Source organism: Mesorhizobium sp. P2_E6, from assembly GCF_056403835.1.
Genome location: NZ_JBFUEQ010000004.1, coordinates 154,517 through 176,703 on the forward strand (window position 1 = coordinate 154,517; position 22,187 = coordinate 176,703).

Below are 22,187 nucleotides of genomic sequence, written 5' to 3' on the forward strand. Positions count from 1 at the left end.
AAAGGTGCGGCCAGCGGCTGCTGGCGACTGTCGGCACTGGCGCAAATTCGCGGCAGGCCGGAAACCTGAGGCTGCCGCCTCACACCGCCAGGCGCCCCTGCTCCGCCTCCTCGGCATTGGGGTCGCCCGGGGCCGTCGCCCAGGCGAGTTCGACCAGCGTCACGGTGCGCCGGCCTACCCCGTCGAGCTGGCAGACAATGAGGCCTTGCTCCTCGATGTAGGTGAGGAGACGCCGGGCACGGCGCAGCGAGTGGGAGCCATAGGCGCGGGCGATCGCAGCGTCGCTCGGGCAAGGCCAGCCCTCCTTCGCCGCCCTGGCGATCATCATGAACACGCCCTGCATATCGTCGGGCAGCAGCGAGGCGCGGACCGAGACGTCCTGCCAGGCGTCATCCCCTGCTGCCATGTCGGAGCCGAGCCCGGCGCGGGCGCGCGTCAGCATGCGGCGGAACTCCGGCAGATCGGGCACCACCGAGGCAAGGCCCTCGATGCGGCAGCGCACCACGAACTCTTGATAAAGCACGCCGATGACACGGAAGCCCGCGTCGGGCTGCGCCAGGATGGCGCGCAGCACACGGTCCACACGCTCGCGGCGCTCGGCCAGGTCCTCCGCGCTGATTTGCGGCTCCACCGGCTCGGGGCGGATTTCGAGTGCCGCCGACTTCGCCGCCATTAGTTGATCGAGCAGGTCCGGCGAAGACCGGCGTTGCGGCCGCACGGTCTCGGGCGGCGGCGCTGCCAGGATGATGGCGCGTGCGTCCTCCAGCGCTGCTTCCGGCAGCGGCATCAGCCGCGGCGTGCCGTTGCGCGGACTGGTGTCGGTCGGGCCGATGCGCAGGCCGAGCGGCCGGCGTGACAACGCTGGACCGAGCGCCATGAACTGGCCGCGTTCCAGGTCGCGAAACGCCTCCGCCTGGCGCCGCTCCATGCCCAAAAGGTCGGCGGCGCGCGCCATGTCGATATCGAGGAAGGTGCGGCCCATGAGGAAATTGGACGCCTCGGCAGCGACGTTCTTGGCGAGCTTGGCCAGCCGCTGGGTGGCGATGATGCCGGCAAGCCCGCGTTTGCGGCCACGGCACATCAAATTGGTCATCGCGCCAAGCGAGAGTTTGCGCGCCTCGTCCGAAACCTCGCCGGCCACTGCCGGTGCGAACAGCTGCGCTTCGTCCACCACCACCAGCATCGGATACCAGTGGTCGCGGGCGACCTCGAACAGCCCGCCGAGGAAGGCGGCGGCCCGCCGCATCTGATTCTCGGCGTCGAGCCCCTCGAGATTGAGCACAGTGGAGACGCGGTGGATGCGCGCCCGCTCGCCGGCGCTCTGCAAGCCGCGCTCGGTATGCTCCTCGGCATCGATCACCAGATGGCCGAAACGGTCGCCCAGCGACACGAAGTCGCCCTCGGGGTCGATGATGGTCTGCTGCACCCAGGGGGCGCTCTGCTCCAGCAGCCGCCGCAACAGATGCGACTTGCCGGAGCCCGAATTGCCCTGCACCAAAAGGCGCGTCGCCAGCAGCTCCTCGAGATCGAGCGTCGCCGCGGCGCCTGCGGTCGTGTGTCCCATCTCGATCGCAACGGTCATCTCGACTCAGGCGCTCCTTTCGCAGACGGGCTTATCAACCCGATCACAGCCCGTCGAGCGCGCATGGCCGCCCGCGCCGTGTTGCGCACAGGCCAAGGACCGTCTCCGGATCATCCACAACAAGGGAGCCCTGTGGATAGTAACCAGCTGTTCACCATGTGACGGCGTTCCGATTGAAGCCGCGCCGCATCCGCTTAGCCTGACCTTGCATCGCGTCCCCAACGTGGTGCGTCCCAACCGCCCCCTGGCGACCGACGTTTTCAAGTTCCCTCTCGCAGTATATGTCGGTCGCCAACCTCGCCTGATCCCGCCAAGTTCCGACATCGTCGAGACTCGCCCGCTGGCGCAAACTTTGGGTTGACCGCCCCGGAGCGCGAGGCGACACTTCGCCGACGCTGGAAATGCGAGGAGGAAAAGCGATGGACGAGCCCGAACGGTGGCGCCACATGTCGACAGCGCCGAGGGATGGCAGCCGCATCCTGGTCACGGTTCGCCCGTCCGAACAGGGGCCGGCGGAAGTCGACCTCGCCTATTGGTCGCGCGCCGACCAGTTCGCCAGCGAAGGCTGGCGCGCGTCGGACTCCTCGCCGGGACGCGTCGTCGAATACGCCGAACCGGAACTGAAATGCTGGATGCCGCTGCCGACAGCCAATCTCAGCCGCGCCTCCATGCCGGCCCCCTGGGAGGGTGACGACGCACAGCAGCTCGACGGCTCGGGGATTTGAGGCGCGAAGCCTCAGGCCATCAAGCGAAGTCTTGCAGATTGGTTTCCCGGAGCTTGGCGCCCGCCAGCAGGGCTTCGAGCACCTGCTTCTTGAGATTGAGGCACTGCGATCGGGCAAGCTTGACGATGCCGGAAACGTCGCTCACCTCGCAGGCATGAACCAGGTCTTTCTGCTGACCGATGATCAGCTGCGTGAAGTCGCGCGACCTGAATCCGAGGTGGAGAGCCCTCTCCGACTGGTCGAGTATCTGGCCCAGCAACTGCGCCAGGCGTGAATTTCCGGACAGCTCCGCCAAGGCAAGACGAAAGGCACGATCCGCCGCCAGGAATGCAACGTGGCTGCGCAGCGTCTCCGGCTTCAGCACCTTCCTGGCTGCCTGCCTGACATCTTCGAGCCCGCGCTCTGTGAGCCCCGACGCACCCACCCTGAACACTTCCGGCTCGATCAGACCGCGGACATCGAAGATCTCGGTGACATCGCGCAGCGTCAGTGGCGTGATGACATAGCCACGTCGCGGCTCGCTCCTGACCAGCCCCTCCTGCATCAGCCGGGTCAGCGCCGCGCGGATCGTCGCCTTTCTGATCAGGTATCGATCGCCAATCTGCTTTTCCGTCAGCGTTTCACCGGGGCGAAGCACGCAGGCGACGATGTCGCTCTTCATCTGCTCGTACGCCTGCTCGCTGCGCAGCAGATCGGCGGTCGACGGGGCCGCGGCCGTGCCAGTGGACAGTGCCGGTTTCGTCGATGCGGCAGTCAAATCACGAGGAGTCATGCTTGTTCCGTTCTGGCGATCCGGTTGACGCCGCCATCGACTTTAAGTAGCCTTGAGCATCTCAGAATGATCATCTGGTCACCTCAAAAGGGATAACTGGCAATGGCTGTTCCGGTTGGCTCGCCTCTCTACGCGGTTGTCGATGATATCGTCAACGCTGCCGGAAGTCCCGATCCCCTCGCACGAATAAGGGCGGTGTTGGGCGACCATACGAACTGATCGGCATCTACAGGGGTGGCGAGACGAACTTCATCTATCCCGATGCCGCCAGCAAGCTCGATGCCCCGCGACGGCAGGACTCCACAGCGCCCGTCGTGCTGCACCTGCCCCGGCATACAGTGCATTCGGTCGCCAACACCGGCAGCGCACGGTCCGGCGCGCTTCATGTCTATCTTGGCGATCTCCCGGCGACCCACCGACAACTTTGGGATCTGCAAAGCAATCAAGCCGAGCCGTTTGACAACGATCGCTATCTGGCCGGCGCTCAGCCCATCGAGCGATCTTGAGGCAGGCGCCGTTCTCCCACAAACAAGGGGAGAAGGGAGAGCCTTCCCCTCAGAACAGGAACGACGCCGTAGCGGGGTTTGGGCCGGTGCGGCCGTTTGGCGAATCCATGCCCCGGATCGCCTGCAGGTCCTGCGCATCCAGCTCGAAATCGAAGACATCGAAATTGGCGGCGATGCGATCCCTGCGGATCGACTTTGGAATGACGATCAGCCCTTCCTGAAGGTGCCAGCGGATAATCGTCTGCGCCGCGGACTTGCCATGCTTGTCGGCAATGCCCGCGATGGTCGGGTCGTTCAGCAGCCGACCGCTGCCCAGCGGGCTCCAGCTTTCGATGCGGATGTCGTGGCTGGCATGAAAGTCCCTGATAGCGCGCTGCTGGAACTGGGGATGCAGCTCGACCTGGTTGACCACTGGCGTCACGCCGGTCTCGCCGATGATCCGCTCAAGATGGTCCTGGTTGAAATTCGAAACGCCGATCGACTTGATGCGGCCGGCCTGCCTGAGTTCGACCAGCGTCTTCCACGCCTCGACATATTTGTCCTGGCTAGGCACCGGCCAGTGGATCAGGAACAGGTCGAGTTGCTCTATGCCGAGCTTCTCCATCGTCTCGTCGAAGGCGCGCAGCGCCGCATCGCGCTGGTGTGCGCCGTTGCGCAGCTTGGAGGTGATGAACAGCTCGCCTCTCGGCACGTCGGAGCTGCGGATCGCCTCTCCAACCCCATCCTCGTTCCGATAGCCCTCGGCGGTGTCGATCAGACGATAGCCGGCCTCGATCCCCCAACCCACCACCCGGGCGGTGATATCCTGGTCGACTTGCCACACGCCAAGTCCGAGCTGGGGAATGGCGGAGCCGTCGTTCGACGGTATCTGTTCAGGCATGGCAGGTCCTTTGCAAAAGATGATCCGGGCGGTCCGCCCGGCGCATGCCCTATCTAGGTTCGACGGGGAGCAACGACCAGTCGACAGCGGTCGAATTTGCCGGGTGCGAGCTCATCTCGGCCGGCGCACCGCCCGCACCACCCCGGCGGATACGCTGCCGCAGAACAGGCGTTCGCCGCCATCGGATTCCAGTCCCGAGACGCCCATGCCGGCCGGCATGTCGAGCTTCTCCAGAACCTTGCCGGTTTGCGGGTCGACGCGGCGCAGGTCGCTCTGCTCGCCCTCCCAGGTGGCGTGCCACAGCTCGCCGTCAACCCAGGTCACCCCGGTGACGAAGCGGTTGGATTCGATGGTGCGCAGGATTGCCCCGGTTTCGGGGTCGATCTGGTGAATCTTGCGCTCCCGGTACTGGCCCACCCAGAGCGTTCCTTCCGCCCAGGTGAGCCCGGAGTCGCGCCCGCCGCCGGGCGCCGGAATGGAGGCCAGCACCTTGCCGGTGTCGGGGTCGATCTTCTGGATGCGATCCCCGGCAAGCTGGAAGAAATGCCGGCCGTCATAGGCGGTGCCTGCGTGCGCGGCGACATCGATCGAGCGCAGCGCCTGCCCGCTTTCCGGATCGAAGGCGTTCAGTTTCTCACCGGAGGCAAACCAGACGTTGCGCCCGTCGAAGCTTACCCCGTGCACGGTGTCGACGCCCGGAAAGGGTCCGTATTCGCGCAGGATTTCGGCCGCTGAATGTTTCATGTCTTTGTCCTCACTGAGATGATCGAGCATTTTCGGGGATCATGCTCTAACCGTTTGGCAGCGGGGCCGGGAGTAACAAGGTCGTCGTGAAACCGGCCACAGGCGGCGTCATCCAGCGGCGCGCCCGGCCATGCCCGAACGACTGCACCTTGCCGGCCTCGCCAAGCTGCTCCAGCGCCCGCTGCACGCTGCGCTGGCCGGTGCCAAGCGCCAGCGCCAGCGCCGAACTCGCCCAGGATTCACCATCGGCAAGCAAGGCCAGCACCGCGGCGTGCCGCTCCTCGATCGGCCGCGCCAGCACCACCACTTCGAGCGCATGGCGCGGCGCCAGCGCAAAGCCTTGGCTCGTGGCATTGATGTCGGCAAGCGTGCGCAGTTCGGCGCGCAACCGGCCGATCTCGACCCGCAATCGGGCCCGATGCGATTCATCGGCGTGCCTGCCGCCAAACGCCTGTGCGATAAGCGTCGCCCGCGACACATCCGCCGGCCATGCTTCGGCCAGCGTGCGCGCCAGTGCAAACAAAACCGGCCGCGTTGCCAGCGAGACCATGGTTTCCTGCTGGCGCACGAGATAGCGCAAGGCATCGACGACCAACGCCGGCGACGCGTGCAGCGCCTCGACCTCTTCGAGTAGCAGCGGGCGCTGCTGGCCGCGCGCGATCAGCCGCGCCGCCGGCGCGCCCAGCGCCAGGAATGCGTTGTCGACCTCGGCTATCAGCCCCGGAATGCCGGCCCGGCGGGCGGCGTGTCGCGCCCACTCCAACGCGGTACGCGCGGCCCTTGTCTTGAGGCGCCGCATGGCGATGCCGGCGACCGCCAGTTCGTGCGCGGCTCTCGAGGCTGGCGGGAGCGGCGCCGGATCGAGCCCGGCCAGCACGTCTTCAGCCTCATCGAGGCGGCCAATCAACAGCAGGCGCCGCACCTTGAGGTGGCTGGCATGCGCGGCGTTCAGCCGGTCGCCATGCTTTTCCAGCGTCGCCCGCGCAGCATCCAGCGCCTTGGCTGGCCAGCCGAGGTCCCGCGAGACCAGTGCGATCTCCGCCTCGGCGACGACGCATCTGGCGCGCGCCACCGCCTCCTTCGGACCGAAGGCGCGCGCGGCCCGCCGCAATAGCGCCTTGGCGCGGTCGAGGTCGCCGAGCTGCGCCATCGCGATGCCGCGCAACGCCAGCGCCGGCGCGTCCTCGCGCAGGGCGACGCGGTCCAGCGCCCCGAGTGGATCGCCCGCGGCCAGCGCCAATGCCGCTGCCGTGATCAGCGAGTCCATTCAAATCCCGTCACACTTGTAACTCCCACCCCTGCACTGCCCGCCCTAACTTAAGTCATGACCGCCAACCAGCAAGCCGTATCGGCAACAGGCGGCACACCAGGGAAAACAGCAATGACTTGGATGATGACCTAGCCATCAGGACAGGCGGAAGGCGCCGTGGCCGCCGTTGACGCCAATATCGGCACTCGTAGCCTGAGCATCTCAGGTATCGATATTAAGCATCTCGTAAAGGACAATTGACAATGCCTGACTCCGACGATCTGCCTCTCCTCGCGACGAACGACACGGTCGAGCGCGCCGGGCGCCACCCCTGCTGCGGCGGGCCTGCCCATTCAAATCCCGTCACACTTGTAACTCCCACCGGGGCGCTTCATCGCCCTACCCTGCCTCACGATCCGCAAGCAACAACGCGCCGCGCTGGCGCCACAGACTGACAAAGGAGACGAGCAATGACCAAGCACACCGCAATGAAGACCCCACCAATCGTTTCACAGCAGGCGTGGGAAGCCGCGCGCGAAGAACTGCTGGTGAAGGAGAAGGCCACACTGCGCGCCAAGGACGCGCTGGCCGCCGAGCGCCGGCGCATGCCGTGGATGGAAGTGGACAAGGCCTATGTGTTCGAGGGGCCGAACGGCAAAGCGAGCCTGCTCGATTTGTTCGAAGGCCGCCGCCAGTTGATCGTCTACCGCGCCTTCTTCGAGCCAGGGGTTCATGGCTGGCCCGATCACGCTTGCCGCGGCTGTTCGCTCGGCGCCGACCAGGTCGGCCATCTCGCCCACCTCAACGCCCGCAACACCACGCTTGCCTATGCCTCGCGCGCACCGCAGGCCGACATTGCGCGGCTGAAGAAGCGGATGGGCTGGGAGATGCCTTGGTACACCATCACCGATAGCTTCGACAAAGACTTCGGCGTCGACGAATGGCACGGCCACAACGTCTTCATCCATGACGGCGACCGGGTATTCCGCACTTATTTCATCAACAGCCGCGGGGACGAGGCGATGGGCACCGTGTGGAGCTACCTCGACGCAACGCCGCTCGGCCGCCAGGAGATCTGGGAAGACTCGCCCGAAGGCTATCCGCAGACCCCGCTCTACGGCTGGTGGAACTGGCACGACAATTACGATGCCGCGCCCGACCAGAAATGGGCAGAAGTGTCGGCTGCCGGCGAAGCGGCGTTCAGGGACAAGGACGGCCAGTAAGGATCTGCTGAGAGTGTCCGGCCGCCATCCAGCTTGGGTTCCTCGCCCCCGCCAAAGGCGGGGGAGAGGTGGCCGCGAAGCGGCCGGAGAGGGGGCTTTCGTAGGACGCGGCCCCCTCTCCGTCTCGGCTTCGCCGAGCCACCTCTCCCCCACTCTCGTGGGGGCGAGGAACCCAAGTCCTGGCGAGCAGGTCGCACGCACCAAGGCATAACCATCAAGGGAAAAGGACCATGAGCGATATCCATACCGGTGCCAGCGGCGCGATCCCTGCTGAAGACACAAGCCCGACCACCCCTGGCCTCGCCGACTGGCTGTGCCTCGCCGCGGCACCGACCTTCGCCCTGATGGCGCTGTTCAGCTGCATTCAGGGTGGCGATGCGGCCATGCTGTGCATGGGCGCCAATACCTCGCCGTTCACCGGAATGGCCGCGATGTATCTCCTGATGAGTGCCTTCCATCTGACGCCCTGGCTGAGGGTGATGTCTGGCCGGCCGGTCCGGCAATGAAACTGGTCAGGCTGAGAGCGCCGGGTGGCTTGGGCAACCTCGAACTGGTGGAGGAAGACCGTCCCCAGCCAGGATCGGGCGAAGTGCTGGTCAGAATCCGGGCCTGCTCGTTGAACCTGCGTGACGATTTCGTCGTTCAAGGCAAGATGCCGCTCGCCGACGGCCGCGTTCCGCTGTCCGATGGCGCGGGCGAGGTGATCGAAGTCGGCGACGATGTCGATGCGTTCAAAGCTGGAGACAGCGTCGTCAGCACCTTCTACCCATCGTGGCTGGGCGGTGACATGACGCCTGCGACCAGGCGCGACATACCGGGAGAAAGTTTCGACGGCTTTGCAAGCGAATATGTGTGCATGCCGGCACACGCCTTCACCAAGGCCCCGGTGGGCTACACGCATGTGGAGGCGGCAACGCTCACCTGCACCGGCGTCACCGCCTGGCGCGGCCTGGTTGTGTGCGGCAAGGTGAAACCCGGCGACACCGTGCTGGTCCTCGGCACAGGCAGCGTATCGCTGTTCGCGTTGCAATTTGCCAAAGCCGCCGGCGCCAGGGTTATCGCCACGTCTTCCGACGAGCAGAAGCTGGAAAGGCTCGGGCGCCTCGGCGCCGACGCCGTCATCAACTACAAGGCCGTGCCGGACTGGGGCCAAAAGGCCTGGGATTTGACGGACGGCCGCGGCGTCGATCACGTGATCGAGGTCGGCGGCCCCGCAACGCTCACGCAGTCGATAGCGGCCTGCCGGACGGGCGGGCACATCGCCCTGATCGGCGTCCTCACCGGCTTTGCGGCGCAAGTGTCGATCCCGGCCCTGTTTTCGAACCAGCTCCGCATCAGCGGGATCTCGATCGGCAGCAGGGCGGACCAGGAGGATATGATCCGGGCCATAGAGGTCAACCGTCTGAAGCCCATCATCGACCGCAGTTTGGCGCTTGAGGACATCGCTGGTGCCTTCACGCACTACGAATCCCAACGGCATTTCGGCAAGGTCTGCCTCGAACTTTGAGCGCCCCGAAAGCGGCATCACCGCACATCCATCAGCAACAGCTAATTGACAGCCCGGAGGAAACGGCGCTGACTGGCTGAACAGGTGGATCGCACAACAGGCGGGCGATATCGACCGCCGGCGTCGCCTTGGGGAGGATGCCATGCCAACCGTAATTGGCCATCACAACATCACGAAGGACAGCAAGCACTGGCTCAGTTCACCCAAGCGCAAGGAGCTTTTCGGCGCCCTTGGGATCACCAACATCCGCACGTTCGTCGATCCGCAGAATCCGAAACGAGTGGCCCTGATGATGGACGTCCCGGACATGGATGCCCTTGCGACAATGATGCAGAGCCAGAAAGCCGCTGACGCGATGGTCTACGATGGCGTGGTACCGGAATCGCTGGTGATCCTGGTCGAAGCCAAGGGTTAATGCGCGTCGCCTGAATCCGTTTCAACGCGACGCGCTTTAATGCAAGTGCCTGAGCTTGTCGGGGTTGCGCACCACATAGATTGCCGCGATCTTACCGTCCTCGATGTCGAGTGCGGTCGTCTGCAGTTCGCCATCGGCTTCCAGCGTGATGAAGCCGGGCAGTCCGTTGACGAAACCGACACGAACAAGCGTCGAGCCGTTCTTCTGCAGCCATTCCGCCACACGCGCGTATTGCTGCATCACGGCATCGAACCCCAGGACCACTTCCGTGGCTGCCGGGCGCTTCCCGCCGCCATCGGCATGGGCGCTGACATCGGCCGACAGCATCGCGCCAAGCGCCTTCATGTCGCCGCTGCGCGAGGCGGCGAAGAAGGCCTCGGCGAGCTCGAGGCCGCGTTGCTTTTCCACCTTGAAACGCGGTCTCGCCTGGCGGACATGGGCGCGCGCGCGGGCAGCAAGCTGGCGGCAGGCAGCGGGTTCGCGCTGGATGGCGGCCGCGACCTCCTCAAATCCCAGCCCGAACACATCGTGCAGCAGAAAGGCCGCCCGTTCGAGCGGCGAAAGACGTTCCAGCACCAGCATCATTGGCAGGGTGACGTCATCCACTTCGTCCTCATCCACGACGGGATCGGGAAGCCAGGGACCGACATAGGTCTCGCGCTGGCGGCGCGCGGATTTGAGCTGGTCGAGACAAAGCCGCGTGACGGTGCGGCGCAGGAATGCCGCGGGCTCACGCACCTCGCCGCGGTCGGCCCTCATCCAGCGGATGAACGCCTCCTGCACGACATCCTCGGCATCCGCCACGGACCCAAGCATGCGGTAGGCGACGCGCATCAGCGTCGGACGCAGCGGATCGAAGGCCGCCGCCGCGTGCTCGGTCCCTGCGCCTGTCATCAGGCGGCTGCCGCCTTGGCCGCGGATCTTATCGCCGCCGGATCGGCCCAGCCACCGAACCCAACCGCAAGGCGGTTGTAGCCGTTGATCACATTGATCATCAAGGTGAGCTTGACCTGCTCTTCCGGCGTGAATTCGGCCTCAAGGGCCTCATAGGCGCTTTCGTGCGTATGACCTTCGCAAATCCGCGTCAGCGCCTCGGTCCAGCCGAGCGCGGCGCGTTCGCGGTCGGTGTAGCAAGGCGCCTCGCGCCACGCCGACAGCAGGTAGATGCGCTGCTCGGTTTCGCCGTCCTCGCGTGCAAACACCGTGTGCATGTTGAGGCAATTGGCGCAGCCATTGATCTGGGATGCACGGATCTTCACAAGCTCGGCCAGGCTGGGCTCGAGGCTGGAGGAAATGGCGAAGGATGCGCGCTGCCATTCCTTCATCAGCGAGGGGGCAGCGGCGAAGAGATCAAGTTTTGCGGTCATGATTGGCTTCCTTCTGTTGGTGCCGACCTCATGACGAGTCAGGATCCGCCAGTGTGACATTCACGCCAGGTTTTTATCGCCAGCCAGCGCAAGAGATCGCCCCTGCAACTGGTATCGGCCGTCGGCGACGCTTGCCTAGGTCGCGATATCGTTGACTGGCAGCAATGGCTTGGGGAGGTCAACCTCACCAAGCCCGGTGCGCAGTTCGATCTCGATGTCGCGACAGATTTGCGAGATCGGAACATCGTTGGCGTTGCCCTCGAAAGGGTTGGCACTGCTCTCGCCGACCTGGTCGAGAGACATGTATGCCCACCCCAGGAGTGTGCTGAACGGGATCGTGAGCCAGATCGCGATCGGGCCGAGTGCGCCACCCAATTTGCCCATGTCGGCAAAGACTGGAACGACGCCAAATGGCAGCAAGGTGCAAAAGATCATGACGAACAAGGAACTGACGATGGCGTATTGCCGGGGATATGGATTGTTCTTGATGCGGTCGCAGCGCGCCTGCTGATCATGGAAGTCGCGGATCAGCTTGATGAGTTCGACATAGACCTGCGGAGGGATTTTGGCCTCCTTGAACAACGCATTGACCTGGACCGATTGCATTTCAAGCAGGATTAGCGCTGGACGAGGCGACTTCAGGACGTCGTCGGCTTGTTCGCCCAGCAGCGGACGCAGTTCGTCGGCGATCGAGCCCGCATCCTCCTGGATTTTGTAACGCCGCCGGAATTCGACATTGGCCGCCCGCCCCATGGATTCCCACGGCATCGGCCGCCGCAGGGCGAACCGGAGGGCCGTCAACCAGGCGAGATGGCGGTAGATGAGTTGCCTGGCTGTCGGCACATCGTTGAAGTCCCTGCAGAAATTGGACCACAACCGGCTGCTGGCTGTAATTTGCGCAAAGGCTTGCAGCGCTTCACTGCTGCGGGTGAAAACCTGCGAATTCTTGAACCCGGCAACGAGTGACACGGTGGTGCCGAGCACGAGCACGACGGACCATGGCACCGAAAACCCGGCGATGCCCGGCAGACGGTAGGCCGCCACGGCCAGTGCGCTCACCACCACCATGTAGATGACACTGCCCCGCGACCAGAGAGCGAAATCTACCACCTTGTAGGAACGGCCTACATACATCGGGTGCCCTCGAAAGCGTGGACGACAGGCGAATCAAGCCATCACGCCTAGCATACCGTTTGCTCACCATGAATGGCCGTCTTGGCATGAAGCCGACTGTTGCGAGACCGATTTCCCAAAGCGCGTCGCGTCCAATCTTACCAAAAACATGGGCACGGGGTCGCCCCCGTGCCCATGGCTTTTCACCTATCTCAATTGCACTTCGGCTTGGCGCTGTTACAGGCATCGACCAGTTCGGCCGGCGGATCCTTGTGGAACACGGTCTTGAAGGACTCCAGCACGTTGGACTGCACGACCGGCAAGGACTGGACGCCGACCCAGGCGGGCGTGGGTTCACCGATCAGCGCCTTCATCATCGCCAGCGCTTCGGCGACGCCCTGATCATAGGGGCGCTGCGAACCGGTTGCCTTCAGCGGCCCACCCTTGGCGATTTCGATCGCCGACTGCAGGCCGAGATCGACAGTGGTGATCGGAATGTCGATGCCTTGCGCGCGCATCGACGACAGAGTGTCGAGCGCCGGCTGATCCCACACCGCAAACAGGCCCTTCACATCGGGATTGCCGGTGAGGAAGTCGCCGGCGATCTGCGACACCTTGGAGGGATCAGTGAAATCGACCTGCTTCATGACGATGTCGGGCCGGTTCTTCTTCATCCACTCGCCGACGCCCTTGGTGCGCTCGTTGGTGCTGAAATAGTCGACGCCGAAATTCACCAGGCCGATCGTGCCGCCCTTCGGCATGCAGGAAGACAGGATCTGCGCCGCGATCTGGCCGTTGCCCTGGCTGTCGGCCGAGATCATCGAGGCAAAATCCTTTGGAGATTCGAGGCCAACCGGGATGCTGTCCATGAACACCAGCTTGATGCCGGCCTCGCCCACCTTCTTGTAGGTCGGCGCCGTCGCGGTGAAGTCGACCGGGATGGAAATGATGCCGTCGGGATGCTGCTGGATGGTGTTCTCGATATCGGCGATCTGCTTGTCGACTTGATATTCGGCCGACGCGACACCGGTCACGGTCACGCCATACTTGGCCAGCGTTTCGCTGATGCCTTGCACCTGCAGTTGCGACCAGTCGAGGTTCACCGTCTGCATGGAAATGCCGACCTTGAACTTGCCGGCCTTGACCTTGGCGGCTTCGTCGTCGCTCAACTTCAACTCGTCGGGCGAGGCTGCCTTTTCACCGTGCGGGCCCTGGCCAACAATGCCCTTGGGACCGAGCGTGGCCATGTCGACGCCGGTAACGCAGGTTTCCGGCGTTTGCGCCGAGCTTAGGGATGTTGAGAGCGCGAACGCGCTGGCGGCGATGCTCAATCCTAGGAAAAGCGAGTGGATTCGTGCCGAGTGCTTCATGACTTTCCTCCGTTGATCGTTGACGTCTCTGGTGCCGTTTGGAGCCGGCAATTTTCTGCTGAAATCCGCGGGCGCGCGCCTTACCTCCTCGTGAAGGCGACCGCGGCGACGATGATTGCTCCCTTGATGACGAGTTGCAGCGACGAGCTGACGCCAAGCAGCACCAGCCCATTGTTGAGCGTGCCGATGATCAGGCTGCCGAGCAGCGTGCCCAGCACGAAACCGCGACCGCCGAACAGGCTGCAGCCGCCGAGGATCACCGAGGCGATGACATCGAGCTCCATGCCTTGCACGACATCGGGCCGTGCCGCGTGCGAACGCGCCGACAGGATCAGCGATGCCAGCCCGGCGAGCGTCCCGGTCAGCACGAAGGCCAACGTGGTGACCTTCTTGATATGGACGCCGGAATAGAGTGCGGCCGTCGGGTTGCCGCCCGCCGCATAGACGCGCCGCCCGTAGACGCTGTAGTGGAGCAGCAGGATGCCTGCGATCGTGACGCCAAGCGTCCACAGGATCGGCGCCGGGATGCCCAGCACCGAGCCTTCGCCGAAGATCGCGAAATAATAATCGTTGGTGATGATGACCGGCTTGGTGTTGGTGACCATCAGCGCCAGACCGCGCGCGCCGCTCAACGTGCCCAGCGTCACCAGGAAGGACGGGATTTCGAGGCGGGTGGTCAAGACGCCGTTGATCAGCCCGATCAGCGCCCCGGTGCCCAATCCCGCCAGCGCGCCGACGACCCAGTTGTTGGCGACGAAAGCCATGGCCAGCGACGCACTCATGCCCGAAAGCGCCAGCGTCGAGGCGACGGACAGGTCGATCTGCCTGGAGATGATGACGAACGTCATGCCGACGGCAATGATCGAGACCAGTGTCGTCTGGCGGCCGATGTTGAGAAAATTGTCGATCGACAGGAACCAGGGCGACGCCAGGCTGAAGACGATCAGCATGACGGCGAAGGCGACGTAAAGCATATAGGGGCGTTCGCCCTGAAGCAGATGCTGCAGCGCCGAGCGACCGCCTGGCTGGTTGGCGGCTGCCCCCCTTGCCACTGGTGGACTTGCCGGGCTTTGGGTGTCGGTCATGCCGCGTGCTCTTGCGATGGCTGCGAAAGTTGAATGAGGTGATGGAGATCCTCGGCGCTGCCGAATTCCTGTCTCAAAATCGTCTTGGTGATCCGGCCATCGACGACGATCGAGACGCGGTCGCAGAGCTGAAGCAGTTCGGAAAGATCCGAAGACACCAGCAGCACACCGCTTCCCGCCGCCGCTGCGGCGCGAATGACGCCGTAAATCTCCTCGCGCGCACCGACATCGACACCAACCGTCGGCTCGTCGAGCAACAGCACGCGCGGCCGCGGCTCGTTCCATTTGCCGAACACGACCTTCTGCTGGTTGCCCCCGGACAGGTTCTTCACCGTGGTCGATGCGCCTGGCGCCTTGACGGCCAGCCGATGCATGGCGGCGTCGGCGTGCTCGCTCGCCGAGCGGCGCTGCAGCCAGCCCAGGCGCGAGAAATACGGCAACCGTGGCAGGGTCAGGTTGCGCTCGATCGAATGTTCGAGGACCAGGCCCTGGACGTGCCGGTCCTCCGGCACCAGCGCTATGCCTCGCCGTATCGCCTCGGCCGGATCGGTTCCGTTCAGCGAAACGCCCTCGAGGCTGGCATCGCCCGACTGGACGGGCAGCAGCCCGAAGATCGTCTGCAGGATTTCGGTGCGTCCGCTACCGATCAGGCCGGCAAGGCCGTGGATTTCGCCGCTGCGCAGTTCGAGATTGGCCCGGTCCAGCCTGTCATTGCTGACGCCCCTCAATTCGAGCACGGGCTTTTCAGGGGAACCAGGGCGGGCAGAGGACATCACGCTTTGCCCCGCTGCCGTGGTGCCCGCCTTCAGAACGGCGTGATCCGGCCCGACGATCGCGCCGACCAATTGCCTCATACTGGTCTGTGACGTGATAAATGTTCCGGCGTTCTGCCCGTCGCGGAATACGGTCACCCGGTTCGAAATCCGGAAGACCTCATTGAGGCGATGCGTGACGTAGATCACCCCGACGCCCCGCGCGGCAACAGCACGGATCGCCTCGAACAGGATCTTCTCTTCATCGTCGGTCAGCGCCGAGGTCGGCTCGTCGAGGATGAGCAGGCGAACGTCGCCCATCAGCGCCTTGGCGATCTCGGTCATCTGGCGATAGGCAAAGGGCAGCGACCCGACCATGGCACGGGCATCGAGCGGGATGTTCTGTGACTTGAGGAAGGCTTCGGCCTGCGCCACCAGCTGGCGTTTTTTCAGGAAGCCGAAGCGGGTCTTCGCCTCTCGTCCCAGCATCAGATTGTCGGCAACCGAAAGCGATTCGACCAGGCTCAGATCCTGGTAGACCACCGCCACGCCGGCATCACGCGACTGGGCGGGCGAAGCGAACGAGACAGGCTCGCCATTGATCGCGATCGAGCCGCCATCATGCACATGCACGCCGCTTAGAATCTTGATCAGCGTCGATTTGCCGGCCCCGTTTTCACCAAGCAGGGCGTGCACTTCACCGGATTTGATTTCGAGACTGACGCCGCGCAGCGCATTGACACCGCCGAACCGCTTGCTGACGCCCTCGACGCGCAGCAAGGGAGTCCCGGACGATGGCGAAATCGAACCCTGTTCGATCATGACGCCTGCATTTCCTTCCGTTGACGCGTCCCCTACCCCGATCCAGATTGTCTTTTGGGACTTCTCTTACTTTTTTTGTGACTTTTCCATCAGGCCGGCGAAATGTCAAACGGAGTCAGGCGGCAGTTGGAATGATTCCGGCCCTACCTCCCCATGTTCGGTAATGACGGCGTCGAAACCGTCCATTGGCGCGAAGAAGGCGCGCTTGAGCTTGCCGATCTTGCTGCTGTCGACGACAAGGTAGTTTTCGCGCGCCAGGCCCATCACCTTCTGCTTCACCACCGCCTCGTGGAAATGCTCGCAGGTGGCGCCGCGTTTGGCATCGACACCGGCGGCCGACAGAAAAGCTGCGTTGATGCCGACGCTCTTCAAAATGTCGAAGTCATGCGTGCCCGAGAAAGACGCCGACGCGGGATGATAGACGCCCCCCAGCATGATGAGCGTGACATTGGCCTTGCGGGTCAGGCGCTCCGCGACATTCATGGCGTAACATATTGCCGTTATTCGATAATCATCTGGAATGAGATCGATCAGATGGATCAGCGTCGTGCCGCAATCGATGAAGATTGTCTCGTCGGGCCGAATTTTCCGCACCGCGTGCAGGCAGGCTTCGCGCTTCGCCGCCGCATGGCTATCGGCCGCGGTCGCCAGTTCGTAAGGAGCGTCAGTATCGATCTCGGCCGCCGCCAATATGTGCCCACCGAGAAAGGCGATCTGCCCCGGATTGGTGGCGATGTCACGCCGCACGGTCATCTCCGAGACGCCCAGCAGCGTTGCTGCTTCGCTCAGATGGATAACCCGCCGTTCCGACAGCAGATGGATCAGCCGGGCTGTCCTTTGCGCTTTGCGAGCAGTCATGCGTTGGGCCTGTCGGTCACCTGAAATGTGAGGAATTTAACAACCGCTCTCACTCAGTTGCAAGCGCGGTGTGCGAATCCGCGCAATGCAAGAGCGGTCTTATCAGGTGCGATGCGAAAGATAGTCGCGAATACGAAGCAGCCGACGTTGAATTTCCGGAGTGTCGAACAGAAACTGGCCACCACCGGGCCTGTAGCTCGCAAGCTTTACAACGGCACTTTGAACAAGCTCGTCGTCCGGATAGGCCTCGTCGAGCAGCACTTCCAGGCTGTTGGCGGCGGCCAGGCTGGTGTCTTCTCCGCTGACGAACCTTGTCAGCACCAAGATGAGGCTATCCACGGAGTCACCCCTTCCCCGCCCCGAACCGCAGACCGTCCATCAGCAGCGAGACCAGCCGGCGTGAACGGTCGCGCCATTGCGGGGTGTCTGGTGCCGAGTAGATGCCCGACAGTGCGTGTAGCACGTCGGAAGCGTCGACATCGCCGCGAATGGTGCCCTCGGCCACCGCCGCCTCGACCAGTTGCCGCAAGGCCTGCGAGACGCGGCCTGACGTGTCGGAAAACAGCGTCGAATTGGTGGTCAGCAGGATGCGCAGGCTGGTCGCCAGGCCACGCTTGGTGGCGATATAGTCGACGAAGCGCTGCATCCACTGCTCCAGCGCGACATCGGACGGATGTTTTCCGGCGAGTTCGCCGGCAGCCGCGCACAGCGCCTCTGCCTCGCGCCGGTAGACCACTTCGACCAGATGCTCGCGGGTCGGAAAATGCCGGTAGAGTGTGCCTATGCCGACGCCGGCACGGCGCGCGATCTCTTCCAGCGAGGCGTCGATGCCACGCTCGGCAAAGACGGCGGCCGCCACCTCGACCAGCCTGTCACGGTTGCGCTGCGCGTCGGCGCGCAGCGGCTTGGCCTCTTCGACCTTCTCTTCAGCGATGGCGGACGGCTCGGCGGCCAATTTTTTCTCCACGGTGTGGCGGGGGCTTGAACCCGGCCGGGTCAGCCCCCACGTAATAAACGGAGGCGCCTCCGTTTTAGTGGAGCACCTTTATCATATAATAAGGCGAACCGGTATGTCACGTGCTGAAAGTAGCCTCCCCGCCCGCTGGAGGTCGGTGAAGACCTATGAGTGCTATCTCCCCCATGCGGGGAGACTACCCAACCTGACCGCAAGGTAACCTTGCTCTTCCCCAGCAAGGCACCAGATGATTCCCATTCGCGTCAAGCAATTGGAGCCAGACGCCCATGACCAGCCTTCCCCTCGCTCTCACCATCAACGGACACCGATACGAACTGGAGGTCGATCCACGTGTCACACTGCTTGACCTGCTGCGCGAGCGGCTTGAGCTCGCCGGCACCAAGAAGGGCTGCGACCGCGGCCAGTGCGGCGCTTGCACGGTACTGGTCGATGGCAAGCGCATCAACTCCTGCCTGGCGCTGGCTGTCAGCCATGACGGCGCCAAGGTCTTGACCATCGAGGGTGTCTCCCACGGTGAAGACCTGCATCCGGTGCAGGCCGCCTTCATCGCCCATGACGGCTTCCAATGCGGTTTCTGCACGCCGGGTCAAATCATGAGCACGCTCGGCCTGATCGCCGAGGCACAGGCCGGCGACGATCCCGAGCGCATCCGCGAGGGCATGAGCGGCAATCTCTGCCGTTGCGCTGCCTATGGCGGCATCGTCGAGGCGGTCCTGGAAGCCCAGGAGCAGCTTGCCAAAGCCGACCGGAGGACCGCTGCGTGAAGAACTTCGATTATATCAGGCCCACCACCATTCCCGACGCCATTGCGGCGGCGGCCGAGCCGGGTTCGGCCTATCTCGCCGGCGGCACCAACCTGCTCGACCTGATGAAGGGCGGCGTCACCAGCCCCGAGCGTATCGTCGACATCTCGCGCCTGCCGGAGCTCAACCGCATTGAGCGGCTGGCCGATGGCGGCCTGCGCATCGGCGCGCTGGTGCGCAATGCTGATCTCGCTCATGATCCAGAGTTCGCCAGATCCTATCCGGCGGTGGCGGAGGCCTTGCTGTCGGGCGCCTCGGCTCAGCTTCGCAATGCCGCCACCGTCGGCGGCAATCTGCTGCAGCGCACGCGCTGCAGCTATTTCTACGACACCGCCAGCGCCTGCAACAAGCGCGAGCCGGGCGCGGGCTGCGACGCGCTGGGTGGCGAGAACCGGCTGCATGCCGTGCTCGGCTGGAGCGACGCCTGCATAGCCACGCATCCGTCGGACTTCTGCGTGCCGCTGGTGGCGCTCGACGCCGTGGTCGAGATCGAGGGCAAAAAGGGCCGGCGCCATGTGACGCTGGAGGAATTCCACCGGCTTCCTGGCGAGACGCCGCAGCGGGAGAATGGACTGGAGCCCGGCGACCTGATCGTTGGGGTGCGCCTGCCGGCGGAGGCTGCCTCCTTCTCCGCCAATGCCCGCTATCTCAAGGTACGCGAACGCACCTCCTATGCCTTCGCTGTTGTCTCGGCCGCCGCTGCCCTTGTCGTCGAAGGCGGCAAGATCCGCCAGGCGCGGCTGGCGCTGGGCGGGGTAGCGGCCAAGCCATGGCGGGCGCGTTCGGCGGAAGCGGTCCTGCTTGGCGCCGATGCCGACGAGACGAGCTTCGTCCGTGCGGCGGACGCCGCATTGGCCGATGCCAGTCCCTCCGGCAACAATGCGTTCAAGATCGAACTCGCACGCCGCATAGTAGTCAGGGCGCTGATGTCTGCCCTAGCGGGAACGCCTGGGCGGCTGCCAGCCCTCCCTGCCTCCCCATTTTCTTCCATTCCCGGAGTGCGCCATGACGCTTGAACTCGGCCTCAATCAACAACCCGCCCATCTCCGGCAGGGCTCCAGCATCGGCCAACCGCTGACCCGCCGCGATGGTTTTCTCAAGGTCACCGGTACCGCCCGTTACGCCGCCGACAATCATCCGCCCGGCATGCTCTACGCAGTACTGGCCGTCAGCGGCATCGCACGCGGCCGCGTTGCTTCACTGGATGTCAGGGCGGCCAAGGCGCACGGGGGCGTGGTCGAGGTGATGACGCCCGAGAACCGGCCACCGCTCGCCACCGATCCGGATGCCAAGAACAATCCCTTCATGTTCCGGCTCGACCTGTTGCAGAACGATCGTATCCGCTACCCGAACCAGACCATCGCCGTGGTGATCGCCGAGACGCTGGAGGCGGCGACCGAAGGGGCGGCACTGCTGTCGCCGCGCTATGAAGCGCAGCCGGCGCGCGTTGGCCTCGACGGCGCCGAAAGCTTTGTGCCGGGCGGTGTCGGCATCGGCAGTCCTGCGGTGCACCACAAGGGCGATGTCGAGGCCGGTCTCAAGTCGGCAGCGACGCGGATCGAGGCGACCTACGAGACGCCGGCCCAATACCACAACGCCATGGAGCCGCATGCGATCGTCGCCGCCTGGGATGGCGACAGCCTGTCGATCGACACGCCGAGCCAGGGCCTTGCCATGGCACAGGGCCGCATCGCTGGCCTGTTCGGCATCGCGCCGCAAAATATCCACATCTGCAGCCCTTTCCTGGGTGGCGGCTTCGGTTCCAAGGGCATGATCTCCGGGCCGCAGGTGCTCGGCATTCTGGCGGCGCGTCTCGTCGGTCGTCCCGTCAAGCTGGTGCTGCGGCGCGAGCAGATGTACGGGCCCGTCGGCCATCGCGCGCCAACGCGCCAGACCTTGCGCATGGGCATGGACAGCGAAGGCCAGCTGACAGCGATCGACCATCACGCCAAGACCGCATCGAGCACGTTCGACGATTTCTTCGAACCGGCCGCCGATGCCTCGCACACGCTCTATGCCAGCCCGGCCATCGCCACTTCGCACGAGGCGGTGCGGCTGGACACGGGCACGCCGCTGTTCATGCGCGCCCCGGGTGAAGCCACCGGCTCGATCGCGCTGGAGAGCGCCATCGATGAGGCAGCCGCGGCCTGCGGCATGGACCCGCTGGAGTTTCGGCTGCGCAATTATGCCGAGGTCGAGCCGATGACTGGCAAGCCGTTTTCGTCCAAGGCGCTGCGCGAATGCTACACGCAGGCATCGGAGCGCTTCGGTTGGCAGCGCCGTCCGCTCCAGCCGCGCCAGATGCCGGACAAGGATGGCTTTCTGACCGGCTGGGGCATGGGCACGGCAACCTTTCCGGCGATCATGTTCCAGGCTGAGGCGCGTGCCGTGCTGAGGGCCGACGGCAGCGGCCTGATGGAGACCGGCGCGCAGGACATGGGGCAAGGCGCCTGGACCGCCTTCGCCCAGATCGCCGCCGACGGGCTGGGGCTCGACATCGACCAGGTCGATTTCAGGGCCGGCAGCTCCGACCTACCCAACGCAGGCATTGCCGGCGGCTCCGGCCATACGGCGACAGCCGGCATGGCGATCCACAATGCCGGAGCCGCCGTCATCGCCAGGCTCGCCGATCTCGCCACCGGCCATGAAGCCTCGCCGTTGTTCGGCGCCGGCAACGAGGGCGTCCTGGCGCGTGGCGGCCGCCTCTACCGGCGCGACGACGAAAATCGCAGTGAAAGCTATGGCGAGATCCTGGCCCGCGCCGGGCTCGCCGAGATCGATGGCTGTGGCACGGGAACCCCGGACCCGGCCTCGCGGGAGGCCTATGCCATGCACGCGCATGGCGCTGTGTTCGCCGAAGTGAAGGTCGATCCCGATTTCGGCCAGATCCGCGTCACCCGACTGGTCGGTGCCTTTGCCGCCGGGCGGGTCATCAATCCGCGGCTGGTGCGCAGCCAGTATTATGGCGGCATGATCTGGGGCGTCTCCTTCGCCCTGCATGAAGAGGCCGTCACCGACCGGCGCTCGGGCCGTATCCAGAATGCCAACCTCGCCGAATACCATGTCCCGGTGAATGCCGACGTGCCGTCGGTCGAGGCGCTGCTGGTCCACGAGGACGACCCTTACGTCAACGCGCTCGGCATCAAGGGCGTTGGCGAAATCGGCATCACCGGCACGGCTGGCGCCGTTGCCAATGCGGTCTGGCATGCAACTGGCGTGCGCCCCCGGCGCTTTCCAATCCGGATCGAGGACCTGCTGGGATGACGAGTGATCCGTAAAACGGACAGGAAGCCAGTTGCCTGGCTTTCCAACGACGAATGCCCGGACCGAAAGCGAAGGGACGGACAGGTGGGAGAGACGGGCAAGCCTGCCGGCTCTCCTCGCCCGCCCAACATCAGCTCAATCGACCTCGCGTCAAGCAACTGGAGCCAGACGCCC

General features: G+C 64.5%; 22 protein-coding genes. 8 read left to right on the forward strand and 14 right to left on the reverse strand.

Annotated elements, in window-relative coordinates:
• Window positions 1–79: 79 nt before the first annotated feature.
• Window positions 80–1,582 carry a helicase HerA domain-containing protein gene (locus AC1D08_RS11455; RefSeq protein WP_457153091.1) on the reverse strand — a complete coding sequence of 501 codons (1,503 nt, stop codon included), beginning with the start codon at window positions 1,580–1,582 and terminating at the stop codon, window positions 80–82.
• Window positions 1,583–2,001: 419 nt separating this feature from the next.
• Here AC1D08_RS11455 and AC1D08_RS11460 point away from each other — a divergent pair, with 419 nt between their 5' ends.
• On the forward strand, window positions 2,002–2,307 hold the full coding sequence (locus AC1D08_RS11460) for a hypothetical protein (RefSeq protein WP_095091288.1): 306 nt from the start codon (window positions 2,002–2,004) through the stop codon (window positions 2,305–2,307).
• Window positions 2,308–2,326: 19 nt separating this feature from the next.
• On the opposite strand, the gene AC1D08_RS11465 is transcribed toward AC1D08_RS11460, so the two are convergent.
• The 4 genes from AC1D08_RS11465 to AC1D08_RS11480 all read right to left on the reverse strand — a co-directional run bounded on the left by AC1D08_RS11465 (window position 2,327) and on the right by AC1D08_RS11480 (window position 6,476).
• Window positions 2,327–3,079 carry a GntR family transcriptional regulator gene (locus tag AC1D08_RS11465; protein ID WP_457153092.1) on the reverse strand — a complete coding sequence of 251 codons (753 nt, stop codon included), beginning with the start codon at window positions 3,077–3,079 and terminating at the stop codon, window positions 2,327–2,329.
• 555 nt (window positions 3,080–3,634) lie between these two features.
• Window positions 3,635–4,465: an aldo/keto reductase gene (locus tag AC1D08_RS11470; protein ID WP_477423133.1), complete on the reverse strand. Its 831-nt coding sequence runs from the start codon at window positions 4,463–4,465 to the stop codon at window positions 3,635–3,637.
• 111 nt (window positions 4,466–4,576) lie between these two features.
• On the reverse strand, window positions 4,577–5,209 hold the full coding sequence (locus AC1D08_RS11475) for a Vgb family protein (protein WP_457153097.1): 633 nt from the start codon (window positions 5,207–5,209) through the stop codon (window positions 4,577–4,579).
• Window positions 5,210–5,255: 46 nt separating this feature from the next.
• Window positions 5,256–6,476, reverse strand: coding sequence for a helix-turn-helix domain-containing protein (locus tag AC1D08_RS11480; protein WP_477423135.1), 1,221 nt, complete (start codon window positions 6,474–6,476; stop codon window positions 5,256–5,258).
• Window positions 6,477–6,928: 452 nt separating this feature from the next.
• Here AC1D08_RS11480 and AC1D08_RS11485 point away from each other — a divergent pair, with 452 nt between their 5' ends.
• From AC1D08_RS11485 to AC1D08_RS11500, 4 genes are all read left to right on the forward strand, one after another.
• Entirely contained in the window at window positions 6,929–7,681 is a 753-nt protein-coding gene (locus tag AC1D08_RS11485) for a DUF899 domain-containing protein (protein ID WP_477413132.1), read from the forward strand.
• A gap of 230 nt (window positions 7,682–7,911) precedes the next feature.
• The gene (locus tag AC1D08_RS11490; protein ID WP_457154681.1) at window positions 7,912–8,187 is read left to right on the forward strand and encodes a hypothetical protein; all 276 of its coding nucleotides are present in this window, start codon (window positions 7,912–7,914) and stop codon (window positions 8,185–8,187) included.
• Window positions 8,184–9,188: a zinc-dependent alcohol dehydrogenase family protein gene (locus AC1D08_RS11495; protein ID WP_477413130.1), complete on the forward strand. Its 1,005-nt coding sequence runs from the start codon at window positions 8,184–8,186 to the stop codon at window positions 9,186–9,188. Before AC1D08_RS11490 ends, AC1D08_RS11495 begins: the two co-directional genes overlap by 4 nt.
• Window positions 9,189–9,330: 142 nt before the next feature.
• Complete coding sequence (locus AC1D08_RS11500) at window positions 9,331–9,603, forward strand: hypothetical protein (RefSeq protein WP_095091279.1); 273 nt, start codon at window positions 9,331–9,333, stop codon at window positions 9,601–9,603.
• A 36-nt stretch (window positions 9,604–9,639) separates the two neighbouring features.
• Here AC1D08_RS11500 and AC1D08_RS11505 read toward each other — a convergent pair whose 3' ends face one another.
• The 9 genes from AC1D08_RS11505 to AC1D08_RS11545 all read right to left on the reverse strand — a co-directional run bounded on the left by AC1D08_RS11505 (window position 9,640) and on the right by AC1D08_RS11545 (window position 17,925).
• Window positions 9,640–10,497: a sigma-70 family RNA polymerase sigma factor gene (locus AC1D08_RS11505; RefSeq protein WP_457154679.1), complete on the reverse strand. Its 858-nt coding sequence runs from the start codon at window positions 10,495–10,497 to the stop codon at window positions 9,640–9,642.
• A complete protein-coding gene (locus AC1D08_RS11510; RefSeq protein ID WP_095091770.1) occupies window positions 10,497–10,970 on the reverse strand; it encodes a carboxymuconolactone decarboxylase family protein in 474 nt (157 codons plus the stop codon). Before AC1D08_RS11510 ends, AC1D08_RS11505 begins: the two co-directional genes overlap by 1 nt.
• A 135-nt stretch (window positions 10,971–11,105) precedes the next feature.
• Complete coding sequence (locus tag AC1D08_RS11515) at window positions 11,106–12,104, reverse strand: bestrophin family protein (RefSeq protein ID WP_457155596.1); 999 nt, start codon at window positions 12,102–12,104, stop codon at window positions 11,106–11,108.
• Window positions 12,105–12,295: 191 nt separating this feature from the next.
• The gene (locus tag AC1D08_RS11520) at window positions 12,296–13,453 is read right to left on the reverse strand and encodes a substrate-binding domain-containing protein (RefSeq protein ID WP_477226787.1); all 1,158 of its coding nucleotides are present in this window, start codon (window positions 13,451–13,453) and stop codon (window positions 12,296–12,298) included.
• A gap of 80 nt (window positions 13,454–13,533) precedes the next feature.
• A complete protein-coding gene (locus tag AC1D08_RS11525) occupies window positions 13,534–14,538 on the reverse strand; it encodes an ABC transporter permease (RefSeq protein ID WP_477423138.1) in 1,005 nt (334 codons plus the stop codon).
• On the reverse strand, window positions 14,535–16,112 hold the full coding sequence (locus tag AC1D08_RS11530) for a sugar ABC transporter ATP-binding protein (protein WP_477423140.1): 1,578 nt from the start codon (window positions 16,110–16,112) through the stop codon (window positions 14,535–14,537). Before AC1D08_RS11530 ends, AC1D08_RS11525 begins: the two co-directional genes overlap by 4 nt.
• Before the next feature lie 105 nt (window positions 16,113–16,217).
• On the reverse strand, window positions 16,218–16,970 hold the full coding sequence (locus AC1D08_RS11535) for a DeoR family transcriptional regulator (RefSeq protein WP_457151312.1): 753 nt from the start codon (window positions 16,968–16,970) through the stop codon (window positions 16,218–16,220).
• A 102-nt stretch (window positions 16,971–17,072) separates the two neighbouring features.
• The gene (locus AC1D08_RS11540) at window positions 17,073–17,309 is read right to left on the reverse strand and encodes a hypothetical protein (RefSeq protein WP_095091276.1); all 237 of its coding nucleotides are present in this window, start codon (window positions 17,307–17,309) and stop codon (window positions 17,073–17,075) included.
• 4 nt (window positions 17,310–17,313) lie between these two features.
• Complete coding sequence (locus AC1D08_RS11545) at window positions 17,314–17,925, reverse strand: TetR/AcrR family transcriptional regulator (RefSeq protein WP_457151311.1); 612 nt, start codon at window positions 17,923–17,925, stop codon at window positions 17,314–17,316.
• A 287-nt stretch (window positions 17,926–18,212) separates the two neighbouring features.
• On the opposite strand from AC1D08_RS11545, the gene AC1D08_RS11550 reads away from it, so the two are divergent.
• From AC1D08_RS11550 to AC1D08_RS11560, 3 genes are read left to right on the forward strand one after another with little or no spacing between them, the layout of a single operon-like run.
• Complete coding sequence (locus AC1D08_RS11550; RefSeq protein ID WP_457151310.1) at window positions 18,213–18,710, forward strand: (2Fe-2S)-binding protein; 498 nt, start codon at window positions 18,213–18,215, stop codon at window positions 18,708–18,710.
• Complete coding sequence (locus AC1D08_RS11555; protein WP_457151309.1) at window positions 18,707–19,765, forward strand: FAD binding domain-containing protein; 1,059 nt, start codon at window positions 18,707–18,709, stop codon at window positions 19,763–19,765. Before AC1D08_RS11550 ends, AC1D08_RS11555 begins: the two co-directional genes overlap by 4 nt.
• Window positions 19,755–22,013 carry a xanthine dehydrogenase family protein molybdopterin-binding subunit gene (locus AC1D08_RS11560; protein WP_457151308.1) on the forward strand — a complete coding sequence of 753 codons (2,259 nt, stop codon included), beginning with the start codon at window positions 19,755–19,757 and terminating at the stop codon, window positions 22,011–22,013. The genes AC1D08_RS11555 and AC1D08_RS11560 overlap by 11 nt, the downstream gene beginning before the upstream one ends.
• Window positions 22,014–22,187 lie beyond the last annotated feature (174 nt).